Below are 23,536 nucleotides of genomic sequence, written 5' to 3'. Positions count from 1 at the left end.
ATGACTACCCACTTTTTACCTCCCACAATTGGCGTATGATGAAAGCGATAGTCACTGCTTTTCGATATGACTATCTATCAAGTTAGTTCATAAAGTCAGACTTTGGCGCTTTTAAGCTCAATCGTTTTGATGGTTTTTATCTGAATGGGGATAAACAAAACATGGCTATCTTTTGTGTTGCCAATTTTTAGGGCATCTACAGTTTGTTGTTCGGTTTAGTCTTTGCTCGTGTCATTACGGCTGGTTAGACGAATAAACTGATAGTGAGTCTAATTGATGGGATTCACCACTATGAGGTATTTGCAACTCTTGGTTTGCTGAAAAATAACTAAGCATTTGAAATGCAGCCTTGCCATCCGTTGGCGGCACATTAATTTGGTGATTTGATCAGGTCGTCCCCGATTCCGGTACGGCAATTAATTCGAACTCATTTGAGGTGAGTAACAGCAGTTGTAGCACTGATGGTACACAAATCATTTTAGCTAACGATTATTATGAATGTCAGTTCGATGTGCATCTGCTTGCCACTGAAAATGACGCCGCTGAAAATGTGTTTAAATATGACACCAGTGACGTTACCCCTTATGCCAGTAACCTTGCCGATCTCGTTGAGGTGGTGGTTAAAGATAATGAAGGTAACGAGGCAAATGATGTTGCTAACGTCACCGTTCAGTTGAACGAAGACTAATTTAAAGGAGTTACCCCCAAAAAGCGCTAGTTATCACTGGCGCTTTTTATTTTTGGCTTAGAGGGGCAATCATTGGGTCGATAGGTGCCGGTTGCCTACTGTATTAATATGCTGTTATCAATGAGTGCTAAAATTTTAGCTTCAAACAATAACAAGCATGCAACTAAAGTACATATAAGACTCTATTATCTTGTACTACTTATGTATGTAATTTCAGTTACTAAAGTGAGTCAGCAACATTTACGCTTAGCGCGTATATCGCCTGATATGGCCGCTTTAGAGTCATTTTCCTGTGATAAACACCGCTGAATCAAGGGGCTCACATGGTTTGCGCAATATACAAAACCTACCTAGACTGAACATTCAGTTTAATATCAAGTTTCTCCCCATTTAACAGTGTAAGTTTCCGCATAATCAAGCGAATATTAGAATCTATAAGGCTCAATTTTTATGGACTCAAAGGGCAGAAATCAAAGCGATATGGAAGGAATCGACCCTAACTTACGTCAAGGTTTTGTGTTAAATGACATTGTGGTATTACCCGACGATGGTGAAGTGATTGTTCATGGGGAACGGCGTCATTTGCCTCCTAAAGCTTTTGAAATCTTATTATATTTATGTTCAAACCCTGAGCAGTTGCTTTCAAGTCAGCGATTGCTCGCTTTTGGTTGGGGGAAACTTAATCGAAAGCGTAGAAATTTGAGCCATGTAATTAGCGAAATTCGCCACGCCTTAGATGATCACAAAGAGTCCCCTGTTTTTATCCAAACCATTACCCGAAAGGGCTATCGATTAATCGCGACAGTCGCCCCCCTTGATGAAGAGGCGCTTAACCGAAAGCGTGCTGCGTTAAAAGCGCCGTTGTCTACCACGCATTCTGCCGATAGCGCACATACACCGCAATGGCACTTAAATATTGCCCTGTTAAAAAACTCTAATTTATTTCGTGTTAGCGTGGCTTTTTCGATTATGACTTGGCTCATTATTCAAATTATAGCCATTATCTTTCCGATTTTTAATGTGCCTGATTGGGGCATTAAAATTGTTGTTTTAGTACTGGTTGTCGGTTTTCCAATATTACTTATTTACACATGGTTTCAGGATATTAAGGTCAAAAAAGACTTATTTAAAGCTGATAGAAATCATCCGAAGAAAAAGGTGTTTTACAAACAGTTGGCGTTTGATTTTTTCTTTATTGGCGCGTTGTCCATTTTAGGTGGCTTTTTATCGCTGCATTTAATTGACTCTATTTATAATGAAAAACCCAAGGTCGCAGCGCTGAAAACTAGCCTACCTATTCAAGATAATCTCATTGCGGTTATCCCTTTTGTGTTTGATGAGCAAAGCCAATTACCACATTATTTTGAATCCACCTTTCAAGGCGAAGTGATTAGCGCCTTAAGCAAGCAAAGCGCTTTTAATTTAATGTCTCAGCGGGCAGTAAATGAAATTCCCCAAAACAGCAAACTATCCACCTATGCCGAAAAACTCGGGGTGCGATATTTAGTCGATGGCGCCATTACTGAAAATGCAGGTGAATTTTCAATAATATTACATATTACTGATATCAAAACGTATTTACAGGTGTGGTCTTCGGTTGTTAAAGGTGATGTCGGCAATATTTTGTTGGTGCAAAAACAAATATATCGTGAGCTTTTTAATGCCTTATCACTGATTGCACAGTCGAGTGAATTAGATAGTCAGGACCTTATCAGCACCGATGATTTCAAAGCTTATGACAGTTATATACAAGGTAAAAGCGAGCTGTTTAAAGCTCCCACTCAGGCCACATTAGCCCAAGCTGAATTTCATTTTATGAAGGCGTTGGCATTTGATGGGGAATTTACCTTAGCCAGCGCTGGTTTATGCCAAACCTATCTAAATCAATACCAGATAAATAAAAAACTTGCGACGTTTGAATCAGCCCAGCAAATTTGTAATGCACTGACTCAGGTGTCGAATTTAAAAGAAGAAGGCTTAGTTGCCTTAGGTAACCTAGAGCGCTTAAGTGGCCGTTATTCACAATCTATTGCGTTTTTTGACGAGGCATTAACCCTTAACCCTAAAAATATTGAAGCAATTATTGGCGCAGCCGACAGTCAGACTCAACTGGGTCACAATGATAAGGCGGTGGATTTATTTGCTAATGCGATTCAATTAGAGCCGGGATACTGGAAAAATTATCAGCGCTTTGGCAATTATTACTTTAATAATGGTCAATATAAAAAAGCCAAAGATAAATACCTTAAAGTCACATTATTAAAGCCTAACTACGCTAATGGCTACAGTAGTTTAGGCGGCGCCTATTTTCTTGATGATGAATTAGAAAAGGCCACTATGGCGTGGCAAACCGCATTATCTTTAGCACCTAATGCGTTAACTTACTCAAACCTTGGGACAGCACTCTTTTTTAGATATGAGTTTACTGATGCTGCTCAAAGTTATCGTAAAGCCATTAAGCTGAGCCCCAACGACCCTGTGTTGTGGGCTAATTTAGCGGATGCAGAAAAGTTTTCCGGTGATACCACTCAAGCCCTTCAAAGCTATCAACAAGCCTATAAATTAGCTCGTGAGCAATTTGTAGTTAATCCTAACGACCATGTTATGCAAGCAATGTTTGCCAGATATCAATCAGAGCTTGGGGAGTGTGAACCGGCATTGCAAAAAATAACCTCAACTCAATTACAAGATAGCCCCGATCCATATCTTTTTTATGATATGGCCATTGCGGCGATAAATTGTGATGAAAAACAACTGGCTATTCAGTATATCGATAATGCCCTTAAATTAGGCTATTCGAAAAAGTTGCTGGCTAGAGATATTCAGTTTCAAGGTGTTTACGTCAACATGGCGATGCCATAACGCAATAAAACAAGGAAGAAGGCAATGAATATTACTATAAAACCATTACTCACAGCTCGAGCATTAACCTTAGTTACACTCATAGGTCTATTGGGGATGTTTTCACGACAAAGTCTTGCTGAAGATCAAACCATTAGTTTGGTTGCCAGTGAGTGCGCTGTCACGGTAACATCTAATGAAGGTAGCGGCTGTGAGCAAGGGCAATGTGAAGGGGTTGAAGCGTGTATCTGCGCTAAGCGAGGTGACTTTATCACTTGGGAAATGAGCGATAATAATAGAGCCAAATTTAAGTTAAAGTTTAGCGAAAATTCGCCGCTTAAAGAACAATGTGGTAAGAATTTTAAAAAAGGTAAAGTAAAGTGCAAAGTGAAAGAAGAGCTTGACGTTGGGGAAAGCTTTGACTATTTGGTGATGCTTGAAGGCTGTGATGAAGGCACAGATCCACGTATTGTTATTTCGAAATAATAACGACTCAGTGAAAGTCAGAGTATGCATAATAGGCTGATTTATATGTTAGTTTATAGCTTGTTTTATATTTGGATTTATAAAAATCTGGGCTGGCATGACTTTTATGGGCGCGAAATTGATTATCAATAAACAAATATTACAGATTTTAAGGTCAATGGTCTTACTCCCATTGGCCTGTTTTTCAGCGTCGGCAGCTGAAACTCAAAGGTTTACTTGGCCTAACGGCGAAAAACTAGCAGTGAGCCTTTCTTATGATGATGCCTTAAACAGCCATTTAGATAATGTGTTGCCAGCACTGAATAAGCATCATTTTAAGGGCTCTTTTTATGTTATCTCCACGTCTTCGGTATTAGCGCAGCGAAAGAGTGAGTGGCAAGCTGCAGTTAAACAAGGTCATGAGCTAGGTAATCACAGTATGCAGCATCCTTGCCGCGCCTCATTGCCCAATAGGGGCTGGGTTAAGGTAGAGCAAGACCTTGATCATTATAGTGTCACACAGATGATTGATGAGCTTAGTGCTGCTAATACTTTTTTAAATGCTATTGATGGTAAAACTGAGCGCACCTATACCGTCCCTTGCGGTGATTTACTGGTGGGCAGTGCTTTACGCTTAGATGATGACTCGACTGGTGGTCAAGAGTACCTTAACAAAGTAAACCACCTCTTTACCGCGATTAAAGGCCACGGCGCTGACACACGCTTTAACCCCATCATTTACCCAACCGGCGAAACCGGTAAAGCGTTAATTGCTTATATTAATAATACCTCTACAGATACCTTGCTGATTAACTTAGTTTTTCATGGGGTGGGCGGTGATTACTTATCGGTATCATCCAAAGCTCATGCTGAACTATTGGCTTATTTAGCGGCCAACCGTGACAAGTACTATGTCGATTCATACCTTAACCTGATGAACTATGCAGCCGCTCAGCAATAACACTTTTTTAGATTTGGGTGTTTTAAGCTTTGGCTATATTTAGTGAGAGGCAGTGACAAGTATCATGTGGATTCATACCGTAATTTGATGAACTATGCAGCTGCGAAGTAATAGCAGCTAATTCTATTTAGCTTGTTTCAGCTTACGCTATCTTTAGCTTAATTCAGCCTTTAACATCAGCCTTTAACATCAGCCTCTAATATTAGCTGTAAATAAACTCTGCCAACTCAAGATCTCATTTAAACACAAGATGACTTTTATTCATGTTGGATAACTGTAGAATCCGCGGCTGTTTTATCACTAATTTTGTATTTATCATGATTGATCTGGCTTTACTTCCTGTTTATTTAACCACTGTGGTCGCTTTACTGCTAATACCTGGGCCTGACATGCTGCTGATCGCCAGCTCGAGTTTAAGTTATGGCCGCAAGGTGGGCGTGTATGCAAGCTTTGGCAATGCGACCTCTGGGCTTATTTTAACTTTGCTGGCAGCTATGGGTGTGTCGGCGTTAGTGGCAATGAACCCGATGGCATTAGAAGTGCTGCGGGTGCTAGGCGGCGCTTATTTATTAAAAATGGGCTGGGATTGTATGCGCAGCAGCGCAGCTGATGCCCCTGAAATTGAGCAGCAAAATAATTTAGCCAAATTACTTTATCGCCGCGCGGTAATGAGTAACCTGCTTAATCCCAAGGCGCTGATATTTTTTGTGTTATTTTTGCCGCAGTTTGTCTCAACCCAGCTTAGTGCCAGCTCAGGCGAGCAGATGTTGACTCTTGGGCTGATACTGAACGTCATGGGGCTCGCTTTTAATTTACTGCTGGTGGCTTTAGTGGGCAGTTTAGGTAAGCCGCTGCTTAAAAATGACAAGTTTAGAACCTATCAAAATAAGTTTATGGGATTGATATTTTTTGCCTTAGCCATTTGGTTGTTAGCTTCTCAAGTGCAAAGCATTAGTTAGGCCAATATAAGGTATTGAATTTTAAAGCGACTTTGCTTAAAAATAAAAAACGGAATGAGCTGCCACTCATTCCGTTTTTTGTTTTAGAGAACAAACCATTAATATTCATAGCGTGTTCTTGATATCTGCTTTTAAGCCGCTTTAACGTTTTCAGAGATGTAATTCATTAAGTACTGCGCATCCTTGTAAACGCCGCCTAGGGTGGCAGAGCCTCGGGTATAAAGCCACGGCAAGCCAATAAAATACAAGCCCTCAATATCATTACTGACACCGCGATAATTGCTGGGGTAGTTCATTTCATCAAATGAGATACCGTCAATCCAAAAAAAGTTGGGTTTAAAGCCTGTAGCCCAAATAATATTTCTGATGCTACTCACACTGCCTTTTTGAAATTTAATACTGCTTTCATCGGCTGACAAGGTTCTGCCCATGTGGATGACATTGTCTTTTGCTAGTAGTGATTTTACGTCAGTGCCAATGACAGGTTGCACGCCGCTGCTCAACCACTTGCCAATTTTGCTAAAACGGTTAACCGATAAAAAGCCGATTTTGGTGAACCACCACCATAGGGTTTTACCTAAAAAGGCTTGGGGAATGGCTTTGATTTTATTGGTGCCAGAAAAATGCACTGTGCGGCCGGTATCGGCTATTTCAGATAATATTTGCACCCCAGAATCACCCGCACCCACGACTAAACAATCACCTTGTTGCAGTTGAGATGGGCTTTTATAGTTTTCACTGTGCAGTTGAACAACATCTTTGGCAATATCAGCATGACAAGGTGGGGTGTAAGGGGTATGAAACGGCCCGGTGGCAATGATGACTTGTTTGGCTTTATAGTTTGTGCTGGCAGTAGTTATGTCAAAAATACCATTCACTTTTTTAATCGAGGTGACCTTTTGGTTAAACTCAATCGGTATCGAGAACTTATCTACATAACTTTTTAAGTAGTCTGCCACTTCATATTTATTGGGGTAATAACCTTTGGGAAAAGGAAATTTCATACCCGGTAGATGGTTATATTCAGTGGGAGTAAACAGGGTTAAAGAGTCCCAGCGCTTGAGCCATGGAGCCCCTATATATTCATTGGCATCGAGAATGAGATAGTCTTTATTATTGCTCGATAAGTTATACGCCATAGCCAGGCCAGACTGCCCTGCGCCAATGATGATAAATTCTTTCATGGAACCCCAATTAATACATATGGTTATTATTATGGGCTGCATTCTAACAGAACATCAGCGCTGAATCGGCTGTGGCCTTAAAAGAGTTAATGGCGTTACTGTAAACCTTGGTCGCTTTTCAGCGTTTAAATTAAACTCTAAAGGTTTAATTTCAATAAAAAACCACGGTAAATACCGTGGTTTTTTGTTTGTGACTAGTCTTAGCTATATTACTTCTTAAACGCAGCTATTTCTTGCTCAACAGCTGCCACCACAGTATGCGGGCTACTGATGTATTTTGAGTGATCGATAAATATAGCGTTATCACCTACAGTCATCACTAATGCTGGAAAACTGTTAGTACCAATGACCTGTTGGATTTCTGCAATGCTTTCCAGTACATATTCAGCGTCCATACTCAGCTCATCTTTAAAGACTTTATTTGATGGCGATAGCTTAAACTTTTCAACGATAGCATTGAAATCATGCTTAGTATCAAGCGGGTTACCTTCGATAAAGTGTGCTCTTTGAATCGCATTAAGTACAGGCAGTTGTTTATTCGCTTGCTTGCTTTGTAACCATCCCATTAGGTTAGCGGTTTTGACTGAGTTTTTAGGGCTATTGGCATAACGAATATGATCTCTGCCAAACTTAAGTCCACTCATTCTTGCTGCCGCTTCCATTTGCTCTTCGCCAGCACTGTCTTTGCCGATGAAATTGGCGCAATGTAATAAGTTTACATTCATTTCAGGGTAGGCTTCTTGTAATGCATTCACCAAAGGTGTTGCGGCGTAGCTCCAAGGGCAATGTGAGTCGTAGATGAAATAAAGCTCGGTGGTCATAGGAAAATTCTTGTTTGCTATCTGATGAGTTGATCCTAGTGAGTTTGTGGCCATTATTCAATGATTGAAAGCATACATAGCTAATAAGTTGGCTGTTTACATCTTGCAGAGGGGCTGACCCTTTACAATCGATATCGTGCTTTGAATTTTTCCTTATACAATTCAACCATCAAACGATAGCACATATCGATGGTAGGGCTTGATTTAATCGAACCAGACGTTTAAGTCCTAAGTAATCTTTTTGAGGTACAAAATGAAGCTAGCAAGTAACTTAAAACCTTTGGTCATAGCAATGGCATTAATCTGCCAAGCGATGTGGCACCACTAAAACGTTACTGCGAACTCGCTCTAAGATCGACTCAGCGGTATTTCCGAGCATAAATCCAATAATGCCTTCTCGCTGGCGAGCGCCTATAACAAGATATTGAGCTTTTAGGCGACAACTTAATTCGAACAGGCATAGATCGGCATTGCCTGTCAGGATATGCACATGCTCCTTATCTAGGCCAAGCTTTGCAATCTTGCTGTCATAACGCTGGTAAGCTTCTTTCACTAAGGTGTGAGTATTGACGATATCCATATCCCGCAGTATTTGCGGAAAACGCACCACGTAGCCTAGGTGTAAATCACAACCCGTAGCCTTAGCAAGTTGCTGGGCTTGGGTAATTACATCTTGGTTGAGGGCTTGTTTTAGTGGATCGCTAGTGCCCAAGTCCAGCGCCATTAAAATTGAATTTGCCTTATGCAAGGGGTGATTACTCAATAACATCAACGGTACTTTGATATGACGAATAAGCTGCCAATCTAAAGGGCGAAAACAGGCTGATTCATGAATAGATTTTAGCATCATGGCGTACTTGTCGGGGGTGACATACTCACATACATGTTCAACTAAATGCTTACACCACATATTAGTAAACTGTACCTCATTGGCATTGAGAACACTCAGTTGTTGCTTCACTGCGGCGCTATCATCGGCGCGAACTTGCTCTCGAACCACGCCGGCAATACGGGGATTATAGTAAGCATCGCCACTTAAGGACTCATAACTGTAGGACATGATTTCAGGAACTAAGCCTAACTGTTTAGCGAGGTTAATCCCTTCTTTTATGGCATTAGTTTGCTGCTGATGCTGTTGTGAAATAATAAATAATTTACTCATTTTCATTTCCTCTGACACTAAGTATAAGCTTAGCAGTTGGTTAAAAATCAACCTTGATCCTTGTCATCTAAGCGCTCAATATTTAATCAATAACAATAAAAAGATTAAGGTTAATATGAACGTTGACCAGTTTGTTATTTCACTTTGCCTGATTTTGTTTTTGGGCAAACTTTTTGGCGAGATTTTTCAACGCTTCGAACTGCCAGAGGTGGTGGGAGAGATTCTTGCGGGCTTATTATTGGGCCCGTCGCTTACTAATGTTATCAGCCCTGATCCTACTTTGACTGTATTGGCAGAGCTTGGGGTGATCTTGCTGCTGTTTTCCATTGGCTGTGAAAGCTCAATTAAAAGACTTTATCAAGCTGGTGGTCGCGCGGTAAGCGTGGCCTTAGTGGGAATTATTGTTCCGGCTATTGTGATGGGCGTGAGTGGTGCCTACTATCTTACCGACTCAATATTCACCGCTATTTTTAGGGTGTGCCTTAACGGCGACGAGTATTGGCATTTCATTACGGGTGTTGGTTAATGCCAATCATGCAAAAACGACCGCGGGACATATTATCTTAGGCGCCGCCGTGTTTGATGATATCGGCGGAGTGATTTTGCTCAGCATTTTGTTCAACTTTGCAGCCCATGGGGAGTTTGATGTATTTAGCACGCTATTACTTATCACTAAAGTGCTGGTGTTTTTGTTACTGACGCCGCCCGTGGCTAGGGTGTTATTGTATTTTGCACGAGTACTAAAACCGGCTAGCGATAATTCAGGTTATGAAGTTATCATCACTATGATTTTAGTGTGCTTGTTTGCATGGCTAGCACACTTATTCGGTGCGCCAGCCTTGTTAGGCGGCTTTGCGGTTGGCTTAGCACTTAGCCGCCAATTTACCTCACCACTCAATCGCTACCTAGTTAACCCTTTTGCCTTTACCCACAAAATGGAGCAATCAAGTAAGGCATTAGTTGACGTTTTTACCCCGATATTTTTTGTTTACGTTGGAATAAGCTTAGATCTGAGCCAGCTAGATTACAGTACTAGCGGGGTATTGCTGTGGCTGTCATTGTTAGCCATTGCCAGCAAACTGGTTGCCGGCACGGTTGCTGGTGGTAACTGGCAAAAGAAACTTATTGTGGGTAGCGCTATGGTGCCGCGAGGGGAGGTCGGCTTAGTGTTTGCTGAAATGGGGCTGAAGACGAACATTATCGACAATAAATTATTTACCGAGTTAGTGGTGATCATCGCAATCACCACGTTAATCGGCCCCATGTAGCTCAAATGGGGTTTGAACAAACATGGTCATCATTCACAAGTAGAATAAACCTTATTCAGCTTGGTCATTAACCACTGTCAGAGTAAAGGTTAACTTTTGCACCGACTGTGACGGCTGGTTATTGACCATAGAATACGATGGCATTGGGAAGGTGACATAGGGTTGCCCTGATTGTCCATCTACGCTTATTTGGCCTTTATCGTCAAAGGTAAACGATAACAGCTCGCCGTTCCAAAGCTGCAGTTCTTTTCCTTGATTATCTTCTCGCCATTGGGTGACCCATTTCATCACTAGCGTCGCCTTACCTGGGCGAGCATTATTTTGAAAGACACTGGCTTTTACTGACTCAATATCAGTTTTATTGCTGTGGATCTCAAGTACAGGGCTGCCTTTATCTAATGATAAATATAGAGGTAGCGTTAATGTTTTGCTGGCATCTGCTTTATCGGTAAAGGTCATATCTAATTGGGTGCTGACACAAAGTTGACTCCAACTGGCATCTTCGCTTTGGTATATATCTTTGATGACAATGTCGGTTTGGTATTGCTGAATATGGGCTTTAGCATATTGGTCAAATTTATTATCAACGATATAGCCTGATAGGGTATTGGCTGTAAATACGCTGAGTGAGCCGATATTGGCATTGTTATCCGTCACGCACCTGCCAGTGTTTTGTGTCACGCTGATATCGAGGTCTTTTTTAGCGCTGATGACAGAGGTGGTTGATTGACAGCCACAAAGCGCAAGTAGTGTTGCTAAGGCAACTCCTGTTAATTTTACCCTTGAATGATTCTTAGCAGTTATCCCCATACCTATTTCCTTATGTAAGTAATTTTTATTTACAACAATAAGCATAGACGCTGTTAGCGGTTAAGTTGCTCACAACTGGAGTTTTATTTATCAAAGAGCCGCTAGAGGATGTTTATTGAGGAAGCGAGAGCCGACAACACTGAGACTCTAGGCCTCAGTGTTGAGGATATTCTTATCTTGTTTAATATCAGTAAAGGTTAATGTTAACCGAGCTCAGCTTGTGGATCTGGCGCGCGCATGCGCTGCCACCATTCATCGCTAGCATCAATTTGCCCTTGCAGATCGATAGCTGGGTATGGGATGTTTTTTCTACGGCAGGCCTTGGCGAATATTGGGTGACCTTGTTCAAATAACATGGTTTGGCAGTAGCTGTGATCAAGCTGGCGGCTACCGTACATATTAGCTTGTTGGCGTTGACGCTGGGCTTCATACATGACTAAGGCTGCAGCGACTGATACATTCAGTGATTGCACCATGCCAATCATAGGGATGATGATATGTTGATCGGCGGCTGCGATGGCTTCAGGGCTGACACCATCACGCTCGTTACCCATGATGATGGCGGTTGGACGGGTATAATCGATTTCGCGAAAATCTACCGCAGTGTCTGAAAATGTGGTGGCTAACACCTGCATTTTTTGCGCTTTAAATAGCTTATTTGCATCATCAAAATTGCGGTGATTGACGGTATTAACCCACTGCTGACTACCAGATGCAGTATTGCCTGAAACCCAAAGGCTGTTATCGGGCATAACCGCATGAATTTGATGGATGCCAACGCTATCAGCGGTGCGCACCACGGCTGCAATATTTTGCGATTTATGGACTTTATCGAGGCAAACTGTCAGGTCGACTTGGCGATTATCAAGCATCTGATTTATTCGGGCTAAACGTTCTGGGCTCATGGGGCTGTTCTACTTGGTTTTATCTAAGAAAAAGCGAATTAATAAAAGGCGTATAATCCGTCCGTAACTGCTGAGTTAATATCTGCGTCATTATAACGCTTAATTGCTAAAGCTAAAATGCTATTCAGTTGTACATGTTTGATTTTAGTTATTAATCTTAGTTAGGGGACAAAACCTTAAATAATTCATTTTAAATTACTCCCCCCGTACACATGATGAGTTGACGCAAGGTATTAATTTATTTGGCTAACCGTCTCGTTGTACTTTTTGGGCTGCGTTGGTCAATAGCATTAATGACTTGCGGAGTTATTATGTGCTTTACATTGGTGGGTATGTCATTTTTCAGGGACGAACTTTCTCTAGGTTGACTTGTTTTCAATAAATAATAAAAGGATTTAAAAATGAATTATTAATTACTGTTTTGATGCTGAAATTTTATCGCCAAAATTGCATCTGGCCATTTGAGTGCTAAGATTAATTCAGTGCAGGTAAGCACATAAGGAATTTATTATTTTAAGCTCATACAGGGAGTTAGCATGAGTCGCTTCACAAGGATGCCTCGTCTACTTTTAGTAAGCCACTTTGCAATGAAATTGAGGTTAGCTTGCCTATTCCTCGGTTTTTTTTGTCCTTTTTTCTGTCACCTTACGGCAGCAGCTGAAGCTGAAGCAATTCCTAATGATGAGCAAGTAGTGCGTATTGCTTACCGAACTGATAGCACTCCGTTGCAATATCTTAATGACAAAGGCCAAGCTGCTGGTATTTTAATTGATTATTGGCGTACTTGGTCGCAAATCACAGGTAAAGCCGTTGAATTTGTACCAGGCTCTAATGCAGAAGGGCAAACTTGGTTAGCGCAGAATAAAGTCGATTTGTTGGCTGGGGTATTTCAAAATGAAAAACGCGCTAAAAGTATGTCTTTTTCTGCGCCACTGTTACATAGTGAATATTTCTTATATGCCAATACTGTAGAGCAAGGTATTGAATTTATTAAACAAATACCACAATACCGTATTGGTGTTACCCACAATAGTTTTCATCATAATTGGCTAAAAAAATATTTCCCCAATGCCGATATCAGGACTTTCAAAGGCTATAAAGCATTATTTGATGCTGCAATTAATGGCGAAATAAGCCTGTTTATCTGCCAGCCGCTTTACCTTGACACCTATTTAAAACAAACACCTGCAACGACTAAATTCAAAACCATTGAATCCGCATTATATTCACATCCTTTTCGCGCAGCAGTGAAGAAGGGAAACGTTGAATTACTGCAAACAATAGATACAGGCATACAACAAATAGATAATAAGAAAAAAGATGCGATATCTGCTAAGTGGAGTGGTTTTCATTGGGAGTATCAAAATTTAGCTGAACCGTTATTAGTGACACAGCCAATTATTACCCTTACAGAAGAAGAAAAAGCATGGCTAGCTGCTCATCCGATTATTCCTATTGGCGTAGACGGTCGTTGGCCGCCGGTAGATTTTATCGACCCTAATGGTGAGCACTCGGGAATTTTACATGACTATTTAACCCTTTTTGAAAAGCAGTTAGGAGTGAGCTTTGACACTCGAGTGTTTGGTAGTTTCCAAGATATGCTTTCTGCGGTTAGTTCTGGAAATTTAAAACTAGGTGCAACATTAGTAAAAAAACCAGACCGTGCCAAAAACCTGTGGTTTAGTGCGCCTTATTTTAGTGCGATTAAGGTGATTGTTTCTAAAACTGGCACACAACAATATTCCAAATTGACAGAATTGTATGGCAAGAGATTAGCATTAGAGAAAGGCTTTTATTTAGTCGATGAAATTAGCAATAATCATCCCGAGATTAATCTAATGACCTTTTCAACAACTGAAGAGGCATTGAAAGCGGTCTCTTTCGGTACAGTTGATGCGTATATTGGCAATCAAGCGGTTGTCACTTGGCTTATGGATAGTTTGCAGCTGACTAATTTAACCTTTAGTGGCGATCCTATGTTTGCGCCCGCTCATCAAAGATTTGCCATTTATAAAGATCCTGAATGGGAGCCCTTGCTTGGCATTCTCAATAAAGCCCTCGATTCGATAAGTGTGTCAAGACGCCAGCAAATACATACTGATTGGATTAATCAAGACAGTAAAATTAGCAGTCCACTTATTTTTACTCAAAAACAGCATGCATGGTTGGAGGCTCATCCCACTTGGCGACTAGGAGTTGATAACAGCTGGCCGCCTTTTGAATTTATTGATGATAACGGTGTTTATTCTGGGATGTCGGCAGATGTGATGTCCAGATTGACAAATTTAATTGGTGCAGAGTTTATTTCCCCTGTTAACAAACCCTGGTCCCAAGTGTTGGCAGAGTTTTCCGCTGGAGAGCTAGATATTTTACCTGCTGTAACCCCCACACCTGAACGGCGCGAGGTGATGCTGTTTTCTACCCCTTATTTGGAAAGTCCATATATGGTGTTAGTTCATCAAGATACCCGTTTTGTGACCAGTCTTGATGATCTTGATAATAAGCAAGTCGGTGTGGTTAAAGGCTATGCCATCGAAGAGACATTAAAACATGATTATCCACAATTTAATTTAGTACCATTTTCATCCAATAAAGAGGCACTGATTGCACTAAGCGCTGGTGAAATTGATGGCTATATTGGTAATTTAAATGCCTCATCTTGGACATTAGAAGAACTCGGTATTCGTAATGTAAAAGTGACCGCAACCACGCCTTATACCTTTAAACAATCAATCGGTATTCGCAAAGATTGGCCTGAATTGTTGGAAATTGTCAATCTCGCGATTGCGAGAATTGACCCTCAGCAACGGCAAGCTATCGAAAATAAGTGGTTTTCTGTGCAGTTTGAACATCAGGATAATCATTATCAGATTTGGCGGGCTATCTTAATTACCTGTGGCATATTGTTGCCAATGATACTGTATACCCTTGTTTGGAATAGAAAGCTTAATAAAGCAAGGCTTAAATTAACACAAAGTAGTAAAAAACTTGAGGAGGCAAAGCGTGATGCATTACAGGCTAGCGCTTTTAAAAGTCAGTTTCTTGCCAATATGTCCCATGAAATTCGCACCCCCATGAATGCCATTATTGGTATGACGCATTTATTGCAAGGGACAGAATTAAATCATAAACAACAGGATTATTCTGAAAAAATAAGACGAGCGTCTTTAAGTTTGTTGGGGATTATTAATGACATACTCGATTTTTCAAAAGTAGAGGCGGGTAAACTCGAAATTGAACAGAGCGAGTTTCTCTTACATGAAGTATTTACTAACATTGCCAACCTATTGGGGATAAAAGCCGTCGATAAAGGCATTGAGCTGCAGTTTGAGTTAGACCCTAAAATACCAGAAACAATTATTGGTGATGCGTTACGCATTGAGCAAGTGCTAATAAACCTAACCCAAAATGCGATAAAGTTTACCGAAAAAGGTGAGGTATTGCTGCGTACTAAAATGCTGTCGCAAACAGACGAGCAAGTAGCCATAGAATTTTCAGTTAAAGACACAGGTATAGGGATTGAACCAGCTAATTTAACTAGTATTTTCAATGCCTTCACTCAGGCTGATGGCAGTATTACTCGGCTCCATGGTGGTACTGGTTTAGGCTTGAGCATCAGTAAGCAATTAGTTGAATTAATGCAAGGTGATATTTCTGCAACCAGTCAACCCGATCAAGGTAGCACCTTTAGCTTTAGGCTTAATCTTGCAGTGCCTAAAGTCACTTCTAGTCGAAAATCAGTCATTACGGAATGTGCTTCCCTTAAAGGGATGAGAGTGCTTGTGGTTGATGATAATGACAATGCCAGAGAAATTTTAAAAGAGCTGCTGGAGTCATTTTCCTTTGAAGTTGAGACCGCAGTCAGTGGTGCGCAAGCGATTGAAATGCTTAGCGTGATCAACAATATGGAAGATGAGCGGCCATATCAATTAGTGTTAATGGATTGGCAGATGCCAAAAATGAATGGCATTGAGGCTAGCCGAAGCATTAAATACTTACCGCTGCGTAAGCAACCGTCAATAATCTTAATTACCGCTTACGGGCGTGAAGATGTGATGAATGAGGTGGAAAATGATTTGCTGGATGCATTTTTAATTAAACCGCTTAATGCGTCAGTGCTATTTGATACCTTGATGAAAATCTTTGAGCCTTCGCAGCCCATGGGGCCAGCAACAGAGAAGAATACGATTGAGCAGTTAGAGGGCCATGTGTTATTGGTAGAAGATCAATCGATTAATCAACAGGTCGCTACTGAATTTTTACAGCGTATGGGGTTAACCTCAGCAGTAGCCGACAATGGTAAGCAAGCAATAGAAATGGTTGATGAGCAGACATTTGATGTTGTTTTGATGGATGTACAAATGCCGATTATGGATGGTTTCGAAGCCACCGAAATCCTCCGCAGCCGTTTTGATAAAAAACAACTCCCGATTATTGCGATGACCGCCCATGCGATGAAAGGGGATCGCGATAAGTGCTTACAAGTTGGGATGAACGCTCACCTGGCTAAACCCGTTGAGCCCGATCAGCTTTATTTAGCCCTTAGCCCCTACCTTACCCATAAACAAAGCCAGAAAGTTCAGGGGCAGCAAAATATGTCGCTTGCCCCCATAGAGGGAGTTGATGTGCACTGGGGTATTAAGCGATTAGGGGGCAACCAACAGCTTTATGCGCAACTTATTGGTGAGTTTTATCAGCGTCACAAAGATCAGTTGCACTTGTTGCAGAGTTATCAAGATGCTGACGATTTAAAATCAACCATACGAGCCGTTCATACTTTAAGAGGTGTTGCTGGCAATATTGGCGCTAAACAACTAGAGCAGGCGTCGGCTAATCTAGAAAGCCAACTGCATAGTCACCCATCCCCCTTTGATGTCCCTGAGTGGCAAGCTTTTACCGATAGTCTTACGGTATTAATCGCAGGGCTTGAGCAATGCCAATGGATTAATCAATCCGTAAGTAATAGCACTGACATAAGACAGCCGTTTAAAGTATCAGCCAATTTAAGCAGGGTTTTATCACCGCTTGATGAGCTATTAGCAGCTGGAAATCCGCAAGCTAAAGAAAACATATTAGCCCTCGATGGCGAGGTCGATAGTCATCTGATTGAGAAACTTATCGAGCAGGTCAATGAATTTGAGTTTGATAATGCTAGAGAATTAATCGCCCAAGTCATAGCCCAAGCAGAACAGGAAACTGAACAGGAAACTGAACATGTCACCATATCTTAAAGATAAAATATTAATTGTTGATGATGAAGCATTTTACATTAGTGTATTGATCGAGGTTTTGGGGAGTAAATACCATGTTTCTGTGGCGAAAAGTGGCGAACAAGCACTGGAGCGTATCGCCCAAGGCTTTATGCCTGATTTAGTGTTACTGGATATTTTGATGCCTGGATTAGACGGCTATGAAGTATGTAAAAAGTTAAAAAGTAACCCTGACACTAGCAACATACCGATAATGTTTTTGACGGTAAAGGCTGAAATAGAAGAAGAAATATTGGGCTTTGAATTGGGTGCTGTTGATTACATCACCAAACCTTTTAGCCTTCCCATTATTCGAGCTCGAGTTAAAACCCATTTGGCCTTAACTTCGGCAAATAGAGCTCTGGCAGAGCAAAACCATGACTTAGAAGCCAAAGTGCTTGAGCGAACGGCTGAAATATCTCGAACCCAAGATGTCGCTATTTACTGTATGGCCTCGCTAGCAGAAACTCGTGATAATGAAACCGGTAAACATATTCGTCGCACTCAATATTACGTTAAAGCCTTAGCTGAATATTTAAGAGAAAACTCACCTTATTCTGCGAGTATTGATGATGCTTACATTGACCTATTGTTTAAATCAGCGCCGTTACACGATATTGGTAAAGTGGGGGTTCCGGATGCCGTTTTACTAAAGCCTGGCAAGCTTGATGAAGGCGAATGGAGTGAAATGAAAAAGCATGCCGAATATGGTAAATCAGCACTGGAAAGCGCTGAAAATGAATACGGAAATTCAAGCTATTTAAGCATCGCTAAAGATATAGCTTATAGTCACCATGAGCGTTGGGATGGCAGCGGCTATCCAGAAGGTTTAGCTGAAGAAGATATTCCCTTGTCGGCACGGATTATGGCCATTGCCGATTGTTATGATGCACTTATTAGTCGTCGAGTTTACAAGCCGCCTTTTACACACGAACAGGCTACAAGCATAATCAAAGAAGGCCGCGGCTGTCATTTCGACCCACATATAGCTGATGCCTTTGATGCGCTTCAAGAAGAGTTTATTAAAATTGCCGATCGCTTTCAGGATGATGATTAACCTTAACGATTAAGCAATAAAAGAGGCGTGACAAGCCTAATGCACTTTAAGTCTTAGGCTAACGTTCTATTTTAAATCAATTTATAACATTGTCGTTATTTTAAAGAGCCTATGCTGTTTGGCGGATTTGCTATCTCAAAAAAGGGTCAGCGGATTGTTGAGGGGGAATAAAGACTACTGCGTGACAGTGGCGCTAATCGTTAAATAGGCTTTTTGGCTATTGGGTACAAGCATTATTGTAAAACTCGTCATCTAATTTAAAGCAAGATATTGGATTTATTATATATTTCTAATGATTTCTCACGTTGCCCTCATTATAATAATTAACATATTAGACTTAAGGTGTATGAGTTTTATGAGTGATAAACAATATCATCACGGTGACTTAAAGGCGTCTTTGATTGCTGCAGCCAATACTATCTTGCAACGCGATGGCGCTAATGCCTTGTCACTGCGGGCGATAGCGGCTGAAGTGGGTGTTTCTCATATGGCACCTTATGCGCATTTCAAAAACAAAAAACAATTGCTGAGTCATATTATTGAGTCTGGTTTTGTACTCATGGCTGATGCGATGGAACACTGCACGGCACATCTAGATAAAAATGATGCTGCGGTAGCGGGAGAGTTAGTGTTGGCTTATGGGGTGAGCTACTTAGAGTTTGCCATCGCGAATCCACAACTATACCGTTTGATGCTTGGTCAAGTTGAGGCTTCAGCAATGAAAACGCCAGCATTAAAGACAAGTTCGTCGACTGAACAAAATAACCATAGTGAGAATAGTCATAATGAAAATGAGCAACTAAGACGACCATTTAATTTGCTTCGCTCCGCCTTTGCCTTACAAAATGAAGACAACCAAAAAGTAAAAGCCCAAGCAATTGGCGCTTGGGCTATGGTACACGGCATGGCGGCACTTATGACCGAAGGCCATATTCAGTTACCGCAAGGGGTTAACTTAAAACAATATTTAGCTGACGCCAGCTCGGTTTATTTCAAGCTTAAATCATAATTTCAATGTCGCTTAAGGGAAAAGCCACACAAGAATGACACCAGCCAAAAGCTTCATCGGTTGAGCGTAGCTTTGCTTCTGCGGGGTTAAATACCGCGCCGTTTAACACCTTCACTCGACATAAGCTGCATTCACCAGAGCGGCAGGCATTCTCGGCGCTAAAGCCATAACGCTCCATGCTGTTGAGTAATGGCTCATCCACTCTGGCTTCAAAACTGCCTTGGCCTTTAATCGTCACCTTAATCACATCTGAGGCGTTAACATTGCTCGGCCATCCCGCTAAGTTTTGTGGGTTTTTAGGCGGGCCATTACATTCTATTCGTACTCGTCTGGCTTTGACGTTAAGTAGCCTGAGTTGCTCAGCGCAGTGGTCATGAAAGCTGGTAGGCCCGCATACATAGAACATCTTCTGTGATAATTTTTCAGCGTCATCCCCTAACAATTGTGTCAGCCGCTCAACATTAATCCGTCCTGTCATCCCTTGGTATTGCTCGTTGGGACGGGTAATGATCCAACTGATGCGCAAAAAATCATGCTCTTTTTCAAGTTGCTTTAATTCTTCATCAAAAATCACATCAGCTTGATAACTGCTGGTATAAATGAGATGTAATTTTTGGTTTTTCTTCCGCTCAACTAAGGTGTTGGCAACAATGTCTTTGATCATACTTCTGGCTGGCGCAATGCCTGAACCGCCTGCAATGAAGACTAAGTCATCACCGTGAAATAACGGGTTATGGTAAAAGGTGCCCATGGGACCTGTGCTTTCAAAGCTATCACCCGGTTTCACTTGATCTAATAAATAGTTAGATACAAAGCCACCCTCAACCCGTTTGATGGTTAAGTCATAATAATCTCGTTGTTGGGGCGCTGACGATATGGCGTAAGGTCTAGCGGTTTTAGTGCCGTTAATATCGACAAATAAATTAATATATTGGCCTGCCTGAAATGGTGGCAGGGTTTGGGTGTTTGAGGTTAAGCGCAAGGTGACAGTGCTTGGGGTATCGACAATCACCTCACTGACAGTGAGCTTTAATCTTTTAGGATGTAACCGAGCGATAGTTTGGGCCACATTGCCTTTTTGTTCGTTAAAGTCGGTGCCTGCCTGATACAAGTTTTTTTGGTGTGCTAGCGCTTCATTGTAACCGTCGACCGCATGCAAAATATTCACCACGGTGCGTTGTTCTTTTTCGATGACTGAATTAGGCATGTGATAACTCCTGTTGTGGTTGCGAGGCCGCTTTAGGCTTTGATAATTGCTTTAGTACTTCTTTGGCGGTGCTTTGACCGACCATATAGGTTGGCTGGAAGCCGCCCATGCCATTCCAGCAACCTGCTAAGTTGAGACCGGCTACTTCACTGACGCGGCGACGAAATATATTGGCATCTTGGGTGTTTTGCTGGAAACCATATATCGCCCCATGGGGGGTATTTAAGTAACGCATCATGGTTAATGGGGTGGCCACTTCTACTTCTTCAATATGCTCGCGAATGTGAGGAAATACTCGCTCGGCGTGATCAAGGAGTTTTTCTGCAAACTGGTATTTGGTACGAGCATAATCTTCAGGGCTGAGTGCTTGCCAAGGTTCGCCATACTGCAAACAAAGTAAAGATAATGCCGACTTACCTTGCGGGGCAAAACTGGGATCATCATGGTTATAGCAGGTCATCATGGTGTGTTTTGGCGGCGTTAACGATTGCATGATCTCATGAGCCACTTCTTCATCTCGATCATCAATAATAAAGTTGGATGCCGCAGTCACGCCGATATCACTTGGGGAGCAATCTAACCCTAGGTAAAGCACAAAAGCAGAGGTGCCAATACGGCGCGACTTCATATCAAATGCGGCTTGTTTCGGCGTTGGGATATCCAGCAGTTCATTGAAGGTGTGTAATGGGCTGGTATTGGAGATAACTTGCTTACAAGTAAATATCTCATTGTGCTCAGTTTTAACCCCAACAACTTGGTTTTTATCAGTAATAATTTTGTCAGCGCCGCAGTTAAAACGAACCTCACCACCCGCATTAAGGAATGATTCCAATAAGGCGCTAGAAATAGCTTGTGAGCCGCCTTTAATATGACAAGGTTTGAATGATGCGTAGGCATATAGCATCACTGCCAAGTCACGAAACGGGAAGTCTTTTGGCGGTAAACCCAGATAGCACCAGTAGGCGGCGATAACGGCTTTAAGATCTTTATTGGTAAAAAATTGATCCAGTAATTCTTTGGCTGGCCTTAAGCCGTACTTCACAAATAACGGGCAGCTTGCTTTTAAAACTGCTTCATCATTTGAATGCCTTACTTTAGGCATGACCATAAAGCATTCCATGGCAAGGCCTGCACATAAATCTAAAAACTGGCCAATATTGTCTGCTTCTTCTGGATAGTGACTCACCAGTGTTTTACCCAGCGCTTTCCAATGTGCTGGCAAAGTAATATCAATTTCAGGCTTAGCGCCGTTAGCTGATGGCATCACAAAGCGATATAGCTCGCGCTCTTCAACCACATCAAGTTGATCCATGATGCCCAGTTCAGTGAATATTTGACGCATGATAAACGGATTTTGCTCAGTGCCCATGCCGCTAAGTTGGTGCAGAGCCACTTCAAATTCAAAATTACCGCGCACAAAAGAGGTGGCACAACCTCCAGGAATATTATGGCGTTCGAGCAATAATGTTCTTGCTCCGCCTCTTTGCAAGGTGGTTGCTGCGGTTAAGCCAGCGTTCCCTGCTCCAATTACAATCGCATCAAAATCTGTCATTGTGGTTTCAGCTCCATTGTTAGTATCAATTTGTTATATCGACTTGCGGTATAAATCCCTTGTGTCCCTTTGAACAGATAAGGCTCGAACGAGTAAGGCAAAGTTAAAAAGCAATCCTTACGGTGTAAACTTTATACTGTAAAGATATGTGTGTTATGTGTGCTTTGTCAAGATTGATTCAGTTAATCATCTCTGTTTTTTTGATCAATTAACTGGCTTTTGGACAATGGCTGTTGGTTTAGTTATCGGTTGAGCTGTCAGTTTTGTTATCGGCACTTGTAACGTCAGTGTTAACTCAGGCGTACAGTAAGGCATGACGTTAATATTCAGTCCTCACTGACTTGAGGCAGTGTTCGTGATTAAATAAATCGTTTTTGAGGCATAAAAATAATAACAGGAGCGATAAACATGAGTTGTCCCCACAGTAACTATCGAGCGATGGAAGAGGATATCCACACCGACTTTAAAGACGATATGTCCTATGGCGATTATCTACAGTTAAATCAAGTGTTGTCGGCGCAGCAGCCATTATCAGATCAACACGATGAGATGTTGTTTATTGTGATCCATCAATCCAGTGAATTGTGGTTAAAGCTAGCAGGGCATGAACTCAGTGTGGCGATTACCAATATCCAGCAGGGCGATTTTGGTCATGCTTTTAAAGTTATTTCTCGGGTCAAACAGATTTTTAACCAGTTAACTCAGTCGTGGAATATCCTCTCAACACTAACCCCTGTGGATTACCTTAAATTTCGAGATTCTTTAGGCCACTCATCGGGATTTCAGTCTTATGGTTATCGCAAGTTAGAGTTTTTATTGGGTAACAAGAACGCCGCTTTACTTAAAGTGCATGAAAGCGATCCTGTGGTGCATCAAGAGTTAACGCAAATTCTAGAAGCGCCTAGTTTGTATGATGTCACTTTAAAAGTATTGCATGAGCGTGGTTTACATATTGAAGCATTGCAGTTAAATCGTGATTTTAGCCAGCCCTATGAGCGTAATGATTCAGTGCTAAATGCATGGCTAAACGTCTACCAAAATGCCGACGAGCACTTTCAACTGTATGAACTCGCCGAAAAGTTAATTGATATCGAAGACAGTTTTCAGCAGTGGCGCTTTAAGCATATGTATACCGTGCAGCGCATAATTGGCAATAAAATGGGTACGGGCGGCTCATCTGGGGTGGGCTTCTTGAAAAAAGCCCTGGATATTAGCTTTTTTCCTGAGCTGTTTGAGTTACGCACCCATCTGTAAATTTGATAACGGGTTTACTGCTATATTTACAACCCTGCTAGCACAAGTACGAGTATGAGCGCGGGCAGCGATATTAGTAGCGATATCAGTAATAGTATCAGTTACAAATAACACAAGATTACCAATAAAAATAATCGGTTTTGG

18 protein-coding genes are annotated in these 23,536 nt (G+C 41.5%); 11 read left to right on the top strand and 7 right to left on the bottom strand.

Features of this window, described 5'->3' with window-relative positions:
* Positions 1-436: 436 nt before the first annotated feature.
* The 5 genes from BCU57_RS12845 to BCU57_RS12825 all read left to right on the top strand — a co-directional run bounded on the left by BCU57_RS12845 (position 437) and on the right by BCU57_RS12825 (position 5,914).
* Positions 437-688, top strand: a complete 252-nt coding sequence (locus tag BCU57_RS12845) for a hypothetical protein (RefSeq protein ID WP_102440429.1) — start codon at positions 437-439, stop codon at positions 686-688.
* Between the two features lie 450 nt (positions 689-1,138).
* On the top strand, positions 1,139-3,550 hold the full coding sequence (locus BCU57_RS12840) for a winged helix-turn-helix domain-containing protein (RefSeq protein ID WP_102440431.1): 2,412 nt from the start codon (positions 1,139-1,141) through the stop codon (positions 3,548-3,550).
* Between the two features lie 24 nt (positions 3,551-3,574).
* Complete coding sequence (locus BCU57_RS12835) at positions 3,575-4,015, top strand: hypothetical protein (protein WP_102440432.1); 441 nt, start codon at positions 3,575-3,577, stop codon at positions 4,013-4,015.
* A 241-nt stretch (positions 4,016-4,256) separates the two neighbouring features.
* Positions 4,257-4,955, top strand: coding sequence for a polysaccharide deacetylase family protein (locus BCU57_RS12830; protein WP_241901132.1), 699 nt, complete (start codon positions 4,257-4,259; stop codon positions 4,953-4,955).
* Positions 4,956-5,272: 317 nt separating this feature from the next.
* Positions 5,273-5,914 (top strand): LysE family translocator, encoded by a 642-nt coding sequence (locus BCU57_RS12825; RefSeq protein WP_198589375.1) that lies wholly within the window; start codon positions 5,273-5,275, stop codon positions 5,912-5,914.
* Positions 5,915-6,045: 131 nt separating this feature from the next.
* On the opposite strand, the gene BCU57_RS12820 is transcribed toward BCU57_RS12825, so the two are convergent.
* The 3 genes from BCU57_RS12820 to BCU57_RS12810 all read right to left on the bottom strand — a co-directional run bounded on the left by BCU57_RS12820 (position 6,046) and on the right by BCU57_RS12810 (position 9,081).
* A complete protein-coding gene (locus tag BCU57_RS12820; protein WP_102440433.1) occupies positions 6,046-7,098 on the bottom strand; it encodes a flavin-containing monooxygenase in 1,053 nt (350 codons plus the stop codon).
* Positions 7,099-7,307: 209 nt separating this feature from the next.
* Complete coding sequence (locus tag BCU57_RS12815) at positions 7,308-7,919, bottom strand: protein-disulfide isomerase (protein ID WP_102440434.1); 612 nt, start codon at positions 7,917-7,919, stop codon at positions 7,308-7,310.
* A gap of 298 nt (positions 7,920-8,217) precedes the next feature.
* Positions 8,218-9,081, bottom strand: a complete 864-nt coding sequence (locus tag BCU57_RS12810) for a universal stress protein (RefSeq protein WP_102440449.1) — start codon at positions 9,079-9,081, stop codon at positions 8,218-8,220.
* Between the two features lie 115 nt (positions 9,082-9,196).
* Between BCU57_RS12810 and BCU57_RS12805 the strand changes: the two genes are divergently transcribed.
* Both BCU57_RS12805 and BCU57_RS12800 read left to right on the top strand, forming a co-directional pair.
* Positions 9,197-9,607, top strand: coding sequence for a cation:proton antiporter (locus tag BCU57_RS12805; RefSeq protein ID WP_277869112.1), 411 nt, complete (start codon positions 9,197-9,199; stop codon positions 9,605-9,607).
* On the top strand, positions 9,513-10,349 hold the full coding sequence (locus tag BCU57_RS12800) for a cation:proton antiporter (protein WP_277869113.1): 837 nt from the start codon (positions 9,513-9,515) through the stop codon (positions 10,347-10,349). The genes BCU57_RS12805 and BCU57_RS12800 overlap by 95 nt, the downstream gene beginning before the upstream one ends.
* Positions 10,350-10,400: 51 nt before the next feature.
* Here the strand turns inward: BCU57_RS12800 and BCU57_RS12795 are convergent, their stop codons facing one another.
* Entirely contained in the window at positions 10,401-11,159 is a 759-nt protein-coding gene (locus tag BCU57_RS12795; protein WP_102440435.1) for a hypothetical protein, read from the bottom strand.
* 203 nt (positions 11,160-11,362) lie between these two features.
* On the bottom strand, positions 11,363-12,064 hold the full coding sequence (trmH, locus tag BCU57_RS12790; protein WP_102440436.1) for a tRNA (guanosine(18)-2'-O)-methyltransferase TrmH: 702 nt from the start codon (positions 12,062-12,064) through the stop codon (positions 11,363-11,365).
* Positions 12,065-12,651: 587 nt separating this feature from the next.
* On the opposite strand from trmH, the gene BCU57_RS12785 reads away from it, so the two are divergent.
* The 3 genes from BCU57_RS12785 to BCU57_RS12775 all read left to right on the top strand — a co-directional run bounded on the left by BCU57_RS12785 (position 12,652) and on the right by BCU57_RS12775 (position 19,379).
* Positions 12,652-17,295, top strand: a complete 4,644-nt coding sequence (locus tag BCU57_RS12785) for a transporter substrate-binding domain-containing protein (RefSeq protein ID WP_198589986.1) — start codon at positions 12,652-12,654, stop codon at positions 17,293-17,295.
* Positions 17,279-18,370 (top strand): two-component system response regulator, encoded by a 1,092-nt coding sequence (locus tag BCU57_RS12780; RefSeq protein WP_102440438.1) that lies wholly within the window; start codon positions 17,279-17,281, stop codon positions 18,368-18,370. The genes BCU57_RS12785 and BCU57_RS12780 overlap by 17 nt, the downstream gene beginning before the upstream one ends.
* 355 nt (positions 18,371-18,725) lie before the next feature.
* A complete protein-coding gene (locus tag BCU57_RS12775) occupies positions 18,726-19,379 on the top strand; it encodes a TetR/AcrR family transcriptional regulator (RefSeq protein ID WP_198589377.1) in 654 nt (217 codons plus the stop codon).
* Here the strand turns inward: BCU57_RS12775 and BCU57_RS12770 are convergent.
* Both BCU57_RS12770 and BCU57_RS12765 read right to left on the bottom strand, forming a co-directional pair.
* Complete coding sequence (locus BCU57_RS12770; protein WP_102440440.1) at positions 19,369-20,586, bottom strand: FAD-binding oxidoreductase; 1,218 nt, start codon at positions 20,584-20,586, stop codon at positions 19,369-19,371. The genes BCU57_RS12775 and BCU57_RS12770 overlap by 11 nt on opposite strands.
* Entirely contained in the window at positions 20,579-22,138 is a 1,560-nt protein-coding gene (locus tag BCU57_RS12765) for a phytoene desaturase family protein (RefSeq protein WP_102440441.1), read from the bottom strand. Before BCU57_RS12765 ends, BCU57_RS12770 begins: the two co-directional genes overlap by 8 nt.
* Before the next feature lie 408 nt (positions 22,139-22,546).
* Here BCU57_RS12765 and kynA point away from each other — a divergent pair, with 408 nt between their 5' ends.
* Positions 22,547-23,392 carry a tryptophan 2,3-dioxygenase gene (kynA, locus tag BCU57_RS12760; protein WP_102440442.1) on the top strand — a complete coding sequence of 282 codons (846 nt, stop codon included), beginning with the start codon at positions 22,547-22,549 and terminating at the stop codon, positions 23,390-23,392.
* The last annotated feature ends 144 nt before the right edge of the window (positions 23,393-23,536 follow it).

The organism is Shewanella sp. 10N.286.48.B5 (assembly GCF_002874355.2).
In the GTDB taxonomy this organism is placed as follows: Bacteria; Pseudomonadota; Gammaproteobacteria; order Enterobacterales; family Shewanellaceae; genus Shewanella.
Note: the sequence above shows the minus strand (reverse complement) of the source record. Positions and strands in the feature narration are given on the sequence as shown.

What these genes read in the sequence shown, in the direction of transcription:
- BCU57_RS12840 (WP_102440431.1), top strand. Translation starts at nt 1,139, where the DNA reads ATGGACTCAAAGGGCAGAAATCAAAGCGATATGGAAGGAATCGACCCT.
- BCU57_RS12835 (WP_102440432.1), top strand. Translation starts at nt 3,575, where the DNA reads ATGAATATTACTATAAAACCATTACTCACAGCTCGAGCATTAACCTTA.
- BCU57_RS12825 (WP_198589375.1), top strand. Translation starts at nt 5,273, where the DNA reads ATGATTGATCTGGCTTTACTTCCTGTTTATTTAACCACTGTGGTCGCT.
- BCU57_RS12820 (WP_102440433.1), bottom strand. Translation starts at nt 7,098, where the DNA reads ATGAAAGAATTTATCATCATTGGCGCAGGGCAGTCTGGCCTGGCTATG.
- BCU57_RS12815 (WP_102440434.1), bottom strand. Translation starts at nt 7,919, where the DNA reads ATGACCACCGAGCTTTATTTCATCTACGACTCACATTGCCCTTGGAGC.
- BCU57_RS12810 (WP_102440449.1), bottom strand. Translation starts at nt 9,081, where the DNA reads ATGAGTAAATTATTTATTATTTCACAACAGCATCAGCAGCAAACTAAT.
- BCU57_RS12805 (WP_277869112.1), top strand. Translation starts at nt 9,197, where the DNA reads ATGAACGTTGACCAGTTTGTTATTTCACTTTGCCTGATTTTGTTTTTG.
- BCU57_RS12795 (WP_102440435.1), bottom strand. Translation starts at nt 11,159, where the DNA reads ATGGGGATAACTGCTAAGAATCATTCAAGGGTAAAATTAACAGGAGTT.
- trmH (WP_102440436.1), bottom strand. Translation starts at nt 12,064, where the DNA reads ATGAGCCCAGAACGTTTAGCCCGAATAAATCAGATGCTTGATAATCGC.
- BCU57_RS12785 (WP_198589986.1), top strand. Translation starts at nt 12,652, where the DNA reads ATGAAATTGAGGTTAGCTTGCCTATTCCTCGGTTTTTTTTGTCCTTTT.
- BCU57_RS12780 (WP_102440438.1), top strand. Translation starts at nt 17,279, where the DNA reads ATGTCACCATATCTTAAAGATAAAATATTAATTGTTGATGATGAAGCA.
- BCU57_RS12775 (WP_198589377.1), top strand. Translation starts at nt 18,726, where the DNA reads ATGAGTGATAAACAATATCATCACGGTGACTTAAAGGCGTCTTTGATT.
- BCU57_RS12770 (WP_102440440.1), bottom strand. Translation starts at nt 20,586, where the DNA reads ATGCCTAATTCAGTCATCGAAAAAGAACAACGCACCGTGGTGAATATT.
- BCU57_RS12765 (WP_102440441.1), bottom strand. Translation starts at nt 22,138, where the DNA reads ATGACAGATTTTGATGCGATTGTAATTGGAGCAGGGAACGCTGGCTTA.
- kynA (WP_102440442.1), top strand. Translation starts at nt 22,547, where the DNA reads ATGAGTTGTCCCCACAGTAACTATCGAGCGATGGAAGAGGATATCCAC.